The sequence below is a fragment of the Bacillus sp. D48C genome (assembly GCF_053345735.1).
The window spans coordinates 112,173-123,296 of sequence record NZ_JBKFAQ010000001.1 but is presented as its reverse complement, the minus strand read 5'-3'; the positions used below and the strand labels follow the sequence as shown (position 1 = coordinate 123,296).

At 35.8% G+C, this 11,124-nt stretch carries 12 protein-coding genes and 1 riboswitch; of the genes, 4 read left to right on the top strand and 8 right to left on the bottom strand.

What is annotated here, in order from left to right; genetic code table 11:
• Positions 1–14 precede the first annotated feature (14 nt).
• Positions 15–1,214 (bottom strand): methionine adenosyltransferase, encoded by a 1,200-nt coding sequence (gene metK / locus ACLBXA_RS00715; protein ID WP_000163117.1) that lies wholly within the window; start codon positions 1,212–1,214, stop codon positions 15–17.
• A gap of 169 nt (positions 1,215–1,383) precedes the next feature.
• Positions 1,384–1,505, bottom strand: a riboswitch (SAM riboswitch).
• Positions 1,506–1,733: 228 nt separating this feature from the next.
• On the opposite strand from metK, the gene pckA reads away from it, so the two are divergent.
• Complete coding sequence (gene pckA / locus ACLBXA_RS00710; protein ID WP_000108813.1) at positions 1,734–3,320, top strand: phosphoenolpyruvate carboxykinase (ATP); 1,587 nt, start codon at positions 1,734–1,736, stop codon at positions 3,318–3,320.
• A gap of 289 nt (positions 3,321–3,609) precedes the next feature.
• Entirely contained in the window at positions 3,610–3,807 is a 198-nt protein-coding gene (locus tag ACLBXA_RS00705; protein WP_000788101.1) for a hypothetical protein, read from the top strand.
• A gap of 265 nt (positions 3,808–4,072) precedes the next feature.
• Here the strand turns inward: ACLBXA_RS00705 and ACLBXA_RS00700 are convergent, their stop codons facing one another.
• Positions 4,073–4,456 (bottom strand): ATP synthase subunit I, encoded by a 384-nt coding sequence (locus ACLBXA_RS00700; RefSeq protein WP_000624926.1) that lies wholly within the window; start codon positions 4,454–4,456, stop codon positions 4,073–4,075.
• 279 nt (positions 4,457–4,735) lie between these two features.
• Between ACLBXA_RS00700 and ACLBXA_RS00695 the strand changes: the two genes are divergently transcribed.
• Entirely contained in the window at positions 4,736–4,957 is a 222-nt protein-coding gene (locus ACLBXA_RS00695; protein WP_000639042.1) for a hypothetical protein, read from the top strand.
• Between the two features lie 28 nt (positions 4,958–4,985).
• Here ACLBXA_RS00695 and ACLBXA_RS00690 read toward each other — a convergent pair whose 3' ends face one another.
• Together ACLBXA_RS00690 and ACLBXA_RS00685 are read right to left on the bottom strand one after the other, a co-directional pair.
• Positions 4,986–5,891, bottom strand: a complete 906-nt coding sequence (locus tag ACLBXA_RS00690) for a DMT family transporter (protein ID WP_001255422.1) — start codon at positions 5,889–5,891, stop codon at positions 4,986–4,988.
• A gap of 208 nt (positions 5,892–6,099) precedes the next feature.
• Complete coding sequence (locus ACLBXA_RS00685) at positions 6,100–6,423, bottom strand: iron-sulfur cluster biosynthesis family protein (RefSeq protein ID WP_000289570.1); 324 nt, start codon at positions 6,421–6,423, stop codon at positions 6,100–6,102.
• A 373-nt stretch (positions 6,424–6,796) separates the two neighbouring features.
• Between ACLBXA_RS00685 and ACLBXA_RS00680 the strand changes: the two genes are divergently transcribed.
• Positions 6,797–7,717, top strand: coding sequence for a Nif3-like dinuclear metal center hexameric protein (locus ACLBXA_RS00680; protein WP_001111119.1), 921 nt, complete (start codon positions 6,797–6,799; stop codon positions 7,715–7,717).
• Between the two features lie 382 nt (positions 7,718–8,099).
• Here the strand turns inward: ACLBXA_RS00680 and ACLBXA_RS00675 are convergent, their stop codons facing one another.
• From ACLBXA_RS00675 to ACLBXA_RS00660, 4 genes are all read right to left on the bottom strand, one after another.
• Positions 8,100–9,116, bottom strand: a complete 1,017-nt coding sequence (locus ACLBXA_RS00675) for a DUF916 and DUF3324 domain-containing protein (RefSeq protein WP_086403253.1) — start codon at positions 9,114–9,116, stop codon at positions 8,100–8,102.
• Positions 9,117–9,225: 109 nt separating this feature from the next.
• Positions 9,226–9,951: a WxL domain-containing protein gene (locus ACLBXA_RS00670; protein ID WP_000761506.1), complete on the bottom strand. Its 726-nt coding sequence runs from the start codon at positions 9,949–9,951 to the stop codon at positions 9,226–9,228.
• A 67-nt stretch (positions 9,952–10,018) separates the two neighbouring features.
• Positions 10,019–10,747 carry a WxL domain-containing protein gene (locus ACLBXA_RS00665; protein WP_000761529.1) on the bottom strand — a complete coding sequence of 243 codons (729 nt, stop codon included), beginning with the start codon at positions 10,745–10,747 and terminating at the stop codon, positions 10,019–10,021.
• A gap of 36 nt (positions 10,748–10,783) precedes the next feature.
• Positions 10,784–11,101 (bottom strand): hypothetical protein, encoded by a 318-nt coding sequence (locus tag ACLBXA_RS00660; RefSeq protein ID WP_000724871.1) that lies wholly within the window; start codon positions 11,099–11,101, stop codon positions 10,784–10,786.
• Between the last annotated feature and the right edge of the window lie 23 nt (positions 11,102–11,124).

Sequence of the window (11,124 nt, the reverse complement as noted above, 5' to 3'; positions counted from 1 at the left end):
CTTTTTTTCATATATTATAGACCAGCTTGCTCTTTTAAAGCTGCAGCTTTGTCTGTACGTTCCCATGAAAGATCTACATCAGTACGTCCGAAGTGGCCGTAAGCTGCTGTTTGTTTGTAAATTGGGCGACGTAAGTCTAGCATTTTAATAATACCAGCTGGGCGAAGATCGAAGTTGTTACGAACTAGTTCTACTAGTACGTCTTCAGATACTTTACCTGTGCCGAATGTATCAACTGAAATTGATACTGGTTGTGCTACACCGATTGCGTATGCAAGTTGTACTTCTGCTTTGTCAGCAAGACCAGCTGCTACGATGTTTTTCGCAACATAACGAGCTGCATATGCTGCAGAACGGTCAACTTTTGTTGCATCTTTACCAGAGAATGCACCGCCACCGTGGCGAGCGTATCCACCGTAAGTATCAACGATGATTTTACGTCCTGTTAAGCCAGCATCACCTTGTGGTCCACCAATTACGAAGCGACCAGTTGGATTAATGAAGAATTTCGTTTCTCCATCCATTAATTCTGCTGGTACTACAGCTTTAATTACGTGCTCTTTTAAGTCGCGATCGATTTCTTCCCATGTAACATCTGGGTGATGTTGTGTAGAAATTACGATAGTATCAACACGTACTGGTTTACCATTTTCATCATACTCAACTGTAACTTGCGTTTTTCCATCTGGACGTAAGTATGATAATGTATCATCTTTACGTACTTCAGTTAAACGGCGAGCTAATTTGTGAGCAAGCGAGATTGGAAGTGGCATTAATTCTTGTGTTTCATTACATGCAAAACCAAACATTAAACCTTGGTCTCCTGCACCAATTGCCTCAATCTCAGCGTCAGTCATTTGACCTTCGCGTGCTTCTAGCGCTTGGTCAACACCCATAGCGATGTCAGCAGACTGCTCATCGATAGATGTTAAAACAGCACAAGTTTCTGCATCGAATCCGTATTTTGCGCGTGTGTAACCAATGCCTTGAATTGTTTCACGAACGATTTTCGGAATATCTACGTAAGTAGAAGTCGTAATTTCCCCCGCTACCAATACTAAACCAGTTGTTACAGTTGTTTCACAAGCTACACGTGCATTTGCGTCTTTTGATAAGATCGCATCTAAAATTGAATCAGAAATTTGGTCACAAATTTTATCTGGATGTCCTTCAGTTACAGACTCAGATGTGAACAGATGACGTTTTTTTGTCATGTGGTAAACCTCCCTACAGTAATTGTATATATTGTACGGAACTCATCCTTAATTTGCCACAAACTGCGACATACATTTATTCTCCCACACAAGCATACAGAAAAACCTTTCCTACTTTACATAGAGGAAAGGTTTAATTTGCTACTTGCATACTGCTTTTTGCCCTTCGCTCTTATCGTTCGAGACCTGTAGCCTCGCACAGGTTTTAGCACCTATTCACCTGCATTTATCAATACAAGTGAGGTTGCTGGGCTTCATCGGGCCTGTCCCTCCGCCAGCTCGGGATAAGAGAGTATCCGTCCCAACCTATACTAAAGAAATGATATTCATTTGTCAATTAATATTCACATTTTCCTGAAAGTTTTTCTCAATACGCCTAAAATGAAATATTAATAGGGAAATAATACATTCACACAAACAAAAAGAAATAAATAGTATACATTATTTATATAATTGTGTTATACTCTTGTTGGGGATTACGAGAAATATTTCATTAAATGAAAAGGATGGTATATAAATATGAGTACTGTGAATGTCCAAATTGGTTTACACGAATTATTGAACGGAAGCAATGCACAGATTCAACTAAGTGTTCCGCAATTAGTGGAAAAAGTATTAATGCGAAATGAAGGGAAATTAACTTCTACTGGTGCCGTTTCTGCTTCAACAGGAAAATATACAGGACGTTCTCCTAAAGATAAATTTATTGTGAAAGAAGCATCGGTTGCTGACAAAATTGCTTGGGGAGCTGTGAACCAACCGATTTCTGAAGAACATTTTAATAAATTATATACTAAAGTTTTAGAATACTTAAAAGAAAAAGAAGAGTTATTCGTCTTCAAAGGATTTGCAGGCGCTGACCGCAATTACCGCCTACCAATTCAAGTTATTAATGAATATGCATGGCACAATTTATTTGTACATCAATTATTCATTCGTCCAACTGAAGAAGAATTAACAACTCATGAGTCAGGGTTCACAATTGTTTCTGCACCGAATTTCAAAGCTGATCCAGCTGTTGACGGTACAAACTCTGAAGCATTCATTATGGTTTCATTCGAAAAACGTATTGTACTAATTGGTGGTACAGAATACGCTGGAGAAATGAAAAAATCAATCTTCTCTATTATGAACTTCTTACTACCTGAACAAGATATTCTTTCTATGCATTGCTCTGCAAACGTAGGTGAAGAAGGTGACGTAGCACTATTCTTCGGTTTATCTGGAACAGGTAAAACAACTTTATCTGCTGATCCAAACCGTAAATTAATCGGTGATGATGAGCACGGTTGGTCTGATAACGGTGTATTCAATATTGAAGGCGGTTGCTATGCAAAATGTGTAAACCTTTCTCACGAGAAAGAACCACAAATTTTCGATGCAATCAAATTCGGATCCGTTTTAGAAAACGTTATCATTAATAACCAAACGCGTATCGCAGACTACAACGATACTACTTTAACAGAAAATACTCGTGCTGCATACCCTATGCATGCGATCGACAATATCGTACTGCCAAGTGTTGCTGGACACCCAAATACTATTATTTTCTTAACTGCTGATGCATCTGGCGTATTGCCTCCAATCAGTAAGTTATCAAAAGAGCAAGCTATGTATCATTTCTTAAGTGGTTACACTAGTAAACTAGCAGGAACAGAGCGCGGTGTTACATCTCCGCAAGCTACATTCTCAACTTGCTTCGGTTCACCATTCTTACCACTTGATGCATCTCGCTACGCTGAAATGCTTGGTGAAAAAATCGAGAAACACGATGCGAAAGTATTCCTAGTAAACACTGGCTGGACTGGCGGCGAATACGGCGTTGGTAAACGTATGAACTTAGGTTATACTCGTGCAATGATTCAAGCAGCATTAAGCGGTGAACTTGCAAAAACTGAAACAGCTAAACATGACATCTTCGGTCTTGAAGTTCCACTTCACGTACCAGGTGTACCTGACGAAGTGTTAATGCCTGAACAAACTTGGGCTGATAAAGCTGCTTACAAAGCAAAAGCAATCGAGCTTGCAAATGAATTCAAAGAGAACTTCAAAAAGTTCGAAAGCGTTTCTGAAGATATTATTAACTTAGGCGGCCCAATCGCTTAAATTAACACTTTCTGTTGGAATAACCCTTTACTCATATGAATAAGTGTCGTGTAACCGTAAAGTTTCGCGTACTCACCGACAAAACCCAATGCGGCTTAACGGTTACACACACTTACATAAAAAAGAAGCTTACGTTTTTACGTAAGCTTCTTTTTATATCTTATATAAAGTGAAACGTTAATCTCTTCATCTGTGACTTAGTTCAATAAATTACAGAAAATTCATTTTATACTCATTCATTTTTAGTTTTTTATGATACAATTTACATATACAGGAAAGGGTGAAGCCTATGAAAAATTTTTCTCGTGCAGGAAAAATTTTATTCATTTACGGAGCGATCCAAATTTTTTGGGGACTTGTAATGCTTAACGTTAATTTATTTGAGCATACAAGTGAAACGATAAAATATATTATTCTAATTATCGGAATAATTTGTTGTATTATATCCAAATTTTTTAAAGAACATAAAAGTCCTACTAATACGTGATTTCATGTTAACTTATTAGAAGCAGAAACCTGCATTTCAGGCAAAGTTTCGCTTCCTGTTGTACTATCCATCACTGAATCACTTATCCCAGAGTAAACCTATTTCCACAGGGACAAATCACGGTTTCGAACATATAAATTATATCCCTACTCATTACATCTCTCTGGTTTCACATCGCATGAGGCTAAAAGAGGCTCTGACCGCTTCTATCCCTCGCTGGATCCTCTATTCCATCCAAAAGAGGTTTTTTATCTTTTTATCTTTTTTAGCTCTTCGTTAATTCTTTCTCATCTTTCATGCTATAGTATCCTAAATTCACAACGATTAAGAAATAACCACCCATAATCCCTACTGCAAATGCCCACATAACCATGTGGTGCTCAATTTCGTACATAATAATAGCACCCAAAATGGCAGCTGCAAAACGGTTAAACATACCGAGTGTCGGTGCTTTCGTCTTCTTTACAATACTATCTCCAAGCTTCTCAATTCTTCTCCCTAAAAGCCAAACGCAATACATACTTACAATAAGCCCAATTCCAGCGCCTAAAAAGTGTGCTGAAAACGGTGTTAACATCCAACCTAGTAACAAAATACCTAGTATATAATACGATTGGATTTTAAATGATCTTAGTGACATACTAATCATGCTGTACCTCTCTTCATTCGTTCTTATCTATTCAACAAAAAATTTCTTTCAAATTCATATTCCTTACATCCATTTCACTCAAATTAAAAACAACATAAACCGTATGTTTATGTTGTTTAAATGTTTTTAGGAAATAATATTATACAAGATTTCGAACATCATATTCTCATATTTTGTGACGGTTTTCCAAACTTTTTTCGTCCATTTATGAAAAAAATGATATCAATCTATGAACATACGGATATGATGTAATAAGCACACAAATAAAGGGGGCGTCTAATGATTTATTTTTTAATGGCTCTCATTCACCTCATTATCCCTGCACTTATCGGACTTTCATTGTATTGGTACACGAAAAACCATAGCATTTTTTACGCTGTCCTCGGTGTTCTTCTTCCAGGTATTATTCTTATTACACTCTTCCGTATTCCATTTTTAAACTTAATTCCACTTATTACTGCTATCTTATTTCTCATCTTCTTACCAAAAATAAAAAAATAGGAAAGTAGATCATAGGTGATCTGTTTTCCTATTTTGATATAGGTTCCCCTGCAATAGAATGAACTTTTACTTTCTCCGATTTCACAAACCATAAACCGACAAAAATGATAATTCCACCGATGATTTGTTGAAACGATACATATTCATTTGCCCAGACAGCTGCAAATAAAACAGCTACAAGCGGCGTTATATACATATATACCATCGTATGTGACGCCCCAATTTTTTGAACACCAACATACCACATGACTAAGCCGAATACTGTTACAAAGAAAATGGAATATAGTAAGGCGAATAGTGTCATTCCGTGTGTAATGTGAAATGGCATTATAAATACATATGGTCCACTTAACAATAAAAGCGGAATCGCGCCAACTAAGGCTGACCATGCGGTAACACGTAGTGCTGAATATTTTTTAATTAATGGTCCTGCTAAAACAGGATAAAGCCCCCAGCATATTGATGTAATAAGTCCAATTCCATTGCCATAAAAAGAACTAGCAAGTGAATGTCCTGCTACTAAAACTAATGCTGCACCACTAAAGGCAATGATAGAACCTATGAGCTTTCGAGAAGAAAACTTTTCTTGTTTCAGAAAAATCGCAAATACAGTTGTAAAAATAGGTGAAATAGAAATGAGTAAAGAGGCATTTGTAGCGGATGTATATTTGACAGTTTCCATAAATAACGTTTGATACAGTACAATACCTACAACGCTAACGATGATTAATCTAGGTATATCCTTTCGCTCCATATAAACCGACTTTTCAATAAAAAAAGTAAGAAGTAACAGGAGCGGTGCCGCCGCCATCATACGAAGTGCGGTAAACTCAATTGTTGTAAATTCTAAAAGTCCATACTTCGCAATTGTATAGTTAATCCCCCAAATAATAACAACACTTAAAATTAATAACTCAATTCCCCATCTTCTCATGCGTATCCCCTCCGCAAAGAAAATTATACAGAAAATTCAATCATTTGTACATTTCATTATGTGAAAAAACTTTTTATAATATGAAACGTTTTGGTAAATGAAATTATATTGGCGCAACTCCATTTATATCGGCGACTTCCCAAATATATCGACTTATAAAATAAAAAAAGGTGATTCCAAAATACATTTTGGAATCACCTTTCCTTTACTATACTCGAACGTGTAATTTCATATTTGGATTATAAAACTGGCTTGGGCTCTTCAACTGAAAAGTTCCTCCACCTTCATGCCAATCAACCGTTAACTTATCGTCCATAAATACAAGCTTTGTACGATCAGCGATAAAATTCATTGTGCTTGATTCAATATCCACATCGCGCTCATCTTTCTCTGCTACAGCTACTAAATCGATGATTCCGCTCATGACACAACCGCAACCCTCATTATCGTAAAATAACTTTATATATTTCGCTTCACTTGGAATCGTATCCATAATCTTTTTATATGCTGCTTCTGTTACAGTAACGTACATATGTTAATCTTCATCCTCTCTTCTCTTATCATTCATATATTGTATCACCATTTTTCTTAAAATTTATATACAGAAAATTAAGACTAATATACAATGTATGTGATAAAGTTTCAGCAATCGAGCTTTTATGAGTAGTTCATACAGGAGAAAGGAGGTTTGCTATCCGTGTTCAAACTACAACGATATCCTATTTTATTAAGTCTATTTGGTAGTTTCTTCATTTCTAGCGAAATGCTATTACAGCATGTACTTCCCTATTCTCCTTCTATCGGCTGGATTCTAGGCTTTATTTGTTTCCTATCGCTTCTTATTTCGCTACGAAGAATACAAACAACTCATAAAGCAAGAATCATCTTAAGGAGGATTATTAAACATGCCAGCCTTAAAAAAAATAGAGCAATCACTCGATCACTTATTTCAAATTGAAAAATACGGAAAAGATAGTGCCTTTAGTCGATTTATCCCAGCCGTATATGATCCTATCAAATTTCCTTGGCAACAATTTTTCGAAGCAAATTTTGTAGATTTATTTAACGGCCTTATGATGCACGGATCTGAAAATGTAAACAAAGTATTTTTAGCTGTATTCCCTACAGATGACGTTCTTGAAACATTCATTTCACAATCCACACCCGGTGATTTACTCTTTATGCACCATCCCCTTGTAATGGAGTGCGGTGATCCAATTGGAAGATCAGGCCGCGGTTTCATACCAATTCCTGAAAAATATTTGCAAGGAATAAAAGAAAAACAACTTTCTATATATACATGTCACGTACCAATGGATTTTCATCAAACGCATGGAACGAGTATTTCAATTGCAAAAGCATTAAACGCTACTGTAGTGGACGACTTTGCATATGGAGGTCCAGAACAAGAACCAGTTGGCCTTATTTGTGAAATAGATGAAACATCAACAGAAGCACTCCAAAAACATCTAAAACAACTCTTCCAGATCCCTTACACAGACTTCGAAGGTAAACGACATGATTCCATCAAAAAAATCGCAATTATCGCTGGATGTGGCGATGTTGTATCTTTAATGAAGGAAGCAGAAAAAAAAGGTGCCGAAGCATATATTACAGGAGAAATCCATTGCCATATCGACAATGATTACGGGCGACATAAATACTCGCTCATTATGGATTATGTAAAAGAAACGAATATGTCTCTAATTGGGGTGTCACACTCTGCCTCTGAATATTTAGTGAAAGAGACATTGATGTATGATTGGTTTAAAGAGAATTTTGATGTGGATGTTATTTTGCTTCCTCAGGAGAAATGGTGGCTCTAACGCTATCATTTTTAAATTTATATACACAATACAATTGACCACAGAAAAATAGATAAATGAGAAAGTACATGTACCAACGTAAATGCTTTCGTTGTGCCAGAAAACGAACCTACTGTTAGCACCGAATTTACTGGTGCTAACAGTATTACAGCTGGAAACCTATTTTTGAGAGAGTATACAACCCCTCTTTATATTCATGCTGCAAGTGCTGTATACTCTGTTTTTCTCATTACTGATATATAGCAATTCATTCCATAAAAAAAGACCCGAGATTCGGGTCAACAAATAGAAATATAAATGAACTACAACAAATAACAGACAAAGCCATTATATATTTTTCATAGTAAAACATCCATTATTTTCTTTTTACACTATCAATATATTATTTTTCGTTATCGTCCTCTTTTTTAGAACGTCTACCTAAGAAGAACACAAGAACTAATAATATAATTACCAGTAGTACTCCGCCGATAATGTAATATAGCGTGTAGTCTTTTTTCGCTTCTACCGCTGTATCATTTAACTTATCGGCTGTCTTTCCTTCAATTGTAAATTTCTTCGTCCATTCCCACTTTTGATCGCCATCAGTGGCTTTCACTTCTACTCGGTACATTCCTGGATCAAACGCTTTGTTTTCCCAGCTAATAGCGTAATCAAAGTTTGAGTTTGGCGCCATTCTTAAATTTTCTTTTTTCGCTTCAAATAAAACGTCTGTACCTTTTTCTTTATATACCTTTGCATCAACACTTAAATTTTTTAACATTGCTGGCTTTACGTTTTGTAAATTTGCAGTAACAACGTTACGCCCGTTAATTTGTGTTGGCTTTACTTCGTTTAATTTCATGTCTGGTTTTACTTCAGCATCCGTCTCTTTTAAAACAACGCCAATTGCGTATGCATATTTATTTTCAATTTGCACACCTTCATCTTTTTTCTTTGCATTCTCATCTTCTTTTTCTTTAAAGTATAAACCACCTAAAATAACACCATCAAACGACTCACTTGGCATTTCCAAGTTTATATCAACTGTCACTATGCTGTTAGCTGGGACTTTCGTTTCTTTTGGCATTTTAGCAATTTTAGAAAACGGATATTTCAAAGTAGAATCCGTTTTTGGTTCTACTGTACTATAATCTGTAATACCATTGCTATTCGTAATTGCTGTATTAGCAAACGATTCTACCACAACTTCTTTATTCGTATCATTTTTCATTTGGACTTGAATTGTTTGCTTTTGTCCAGGTTGCATTTTCAAATCAAAATACGTTTGATTTTTATCAATTTGATTTTCTGGTATAACTGCTGTCACAGCGAATTTCATTTCAGCCGTATATACTGAAAAAGCGTTTACCATGAAGAATGTAATTAATAGTAAGCTAGTAAATAGTTTTTTTACCATCTCTTATGTAGTCCCCTTCATATCCATTTTATAGACAAGAAAGAGATAAGGTTAAAGCCATTCCCTTATCTCTTCTCATTTTCCTCTTTTATCTTAAAATTCCTCTTACTTACATAGGAGCGTCTGTTAGTTCCCAAGTTAGTGAAGTTGTGTATTGTGTTTGTTCTTTTTTCGTTTTACCTGGTACAGATAACTCTACGCTTTGTTTCGCTTCTGTTGCATCTTTACCAAACGTATTTACCCATGTACCCATACCTTGGTTTTCTTTTGCATCGATTAAATCAGATGCTGCACCACTTGGATTTAATGTGATAGATTGTTCTGCTGTTGGTGCGTCGCTACCTGCGTTTGATTTCAAAGCTGAATTTTTTAATGTTAATGCTGCACCATCCAACGCTTTATCATCTGCAGTTTTGAATTGACCATTTTGTTTTACTGTTAAATGCCATCCAGCATTTGTACCACGATTATCTGTTACTTGAACGTAGTTCGGCACGTCAATTACAGAACCGTCTACTTTTTTCTTTACTTTATCTAATTCTGCAAAGTAGATTTCGTTATTCCCTGATGCTTTTTGTGTTTTAAAGTTGAAGTTAGATACATAATCAATACTTAGTGGACCATCTGTACCTTTTTTATCTGGATCAACTGGATCTACAGTTTCATCTGGATTCTCTGGATTAACAACATCAATTTTATCTGTATTTTTCTCGAATTTAATAAATGCTTTTGAGTCTAATTTCCCGCCATCTTTCTCAGCTGCAAATGCAGACGTCCCTACTGATACTGATGATAATGTTACCGCTCCAATTAATGCTATTTTTGCTAGTTTCATAGTTTTATACCCCTTTATAATCATTTTTTAAAATTCAGTCATTCTTAATTTTCAATCTTGTATAAGCTTAGTTTGGTGTATCTTCTAAAGTCCAAGTTAACTCAGCTGAATATTTCGCACCTTTTTCTTTCGCCGTCGTACCTGGTACGAATAAGCTCACACTCTGTTTACCTTGTTCTGTTCCTTTACCAAATGCAGTCGTCCAATCACCCATACCTTTATTCTTTGCGGCAGTAGTAATTTCCACCGCATCTCCACCTGGAGCTAGCGTTACTTTATTTTTAAATGTTGTAGGTGCATATTGTGCATCAGTTACAGAATTTACAGCTGGGTTACTTAAGCTTAAAGCTGCATTTGTTAACTCACTATTACCACTTTTAAATTGTGCATTTTGCTTTACTTTCAATTTCCATCCTGCATTTGTACCACGGTTATCTGTTACAGATACGAAGTTAGGTACTTCAACTGTTTTGCTCCCTTGTTTCACTTTATCCAATTTTGCAAAGTACGTTTGATCATTACCAGAGATAACTTGCTCGCCGAAGTGTAAGTTAGAAACGTAGTTAATACTTAATGGACCTTTTGTTCCTTTTTCATGGTCATCAGGGTTCTCTGGTGTAACTTTTTCATTTGGATTTTCTGGATTGTTTGGATCTGTTGTGCTTGTATCTTCAATAAACGTTACATCGGTTTTTGATTTCATATTTGCTTTCTCTTCCGCAAATGCTGAAGTTCCTACTGCTGCAACTGATGTTAATGATACTGCACCGATTAATGCTAATTTTGCTAGTTTCATATGTACCTTCCCCTTTTCTCTGTTTTCATCTATTTTTTATTTTGAATACACTTGCTTTCCCCTAATTCTTTTGAATACATATAGAGATAAAACAATCGAAAACAATCCTATATATTGTTTGAAGTCCCGTGTCTGGCCTCCTGTTTTCGGTAAATATTTATCTCCATTTTTATTTTTATCAACTGTCTCTTTTTTTGTATTTATCTTTGTCGGATCAGTTGATGTATTTGGTGTATAGCTATTCGAAAATGTAATACCCGCTTTTGAATTCGTACTTGTAGCCGTTACTACATTTGCCATAAGAAACGGCACACATATAACTGTGGAAACGATAATACCAACTATTTTTTTCATTACTCTCTCCTTTCTAAAATTTA

Excerpts from the sequence above, each read along its gene's own strand:
- ACLBXA_RS00665 (WP_000761529.1), bottom strand. The coding sequence starts at position 10,747 with ATGAAACTAGCAAAATTAGCATTAATCGGTGCAGTATCATTAACATCA.
- ACLBXA_RS00700 (WP_000624926.1), bottom strand. The coding sequence starts at position 4,456 with ATGATTAGTATGTCACTAAGATCATTTAAAATCCAATCGTATTATATA.
- ACLBXA_RS00690 (WP_001255422.1), bottom strand. The coding sequence starts at position 5,891 with ATGAGAAGATGGGGAATTGAGTTATTAATTTTAAGTGTTGTTATTATT.
- ACLBXA_RS00675 (WP_086403253.1), bottom strand. The coding sequence starts at position 9,116 with ATGGTAAAAAAACTATTTACTAGCTTACTATTAATTACATTCTTCATG.
- ACLBXA_RS00695 (WP_000639042.1), top strand. The coding sequence starts at position 4,736 with ATGATTTATTTTTTAATGGCTCTCATTCACCTCATTATCCCTGCACTT.
- ACLBXA_RS00685 (WP_000289570.1), bottom strand. The coding sequence starts at position 6,423 with ATGTACGTTACTGTAACAGAAGCAGCATATAAAAAGATTATGGATACG.
- metK (WP_000163117.1), bottom strand. The coding sequence starts at position 1,214 with ATGACAAAAAAACGTCATCTGTTCACATCTGAGTCTGTAACTGAAGGA.
- ACLBXA_RS00680 (WP_001111119.1), top strand. The coding sequence starts at position 6,797 with ATGCCAGCCTTAAAAAAAATAGAGCAATCACTCGATCACTTATTTCAA.
- ACLBXA_RS00705 (WP_000788101.1), top strand. The coding sequence starts at position 3,610 with ATGAAAAATTTTTCTCGTGCAGGAAAAATTTTATTCATTTACGGAGCG.
- ACLBXA_RS00660 (WP_000724871.1), bottom strand. The coding sequence starts at position 11,101 with ATGAAAAAAATAGTTGGTATTATCGTTTCCACAGTTATATGTGTGCCG.
- ACLBXA_RS00670 (WP_000761506.1), bottom strand. The coding sequence starts at position 9,951 with ATGAAACTAGCAAAAATAGCATTAATTGGAGCGGTAACATTATCATCA.
- pckA (WP_000108813.1), top strand. The coding sequence starts at position 1,734 with ATGAGTACTGTGAATGTCCAAATTGGTTTACACGAATTATTGAACGGA.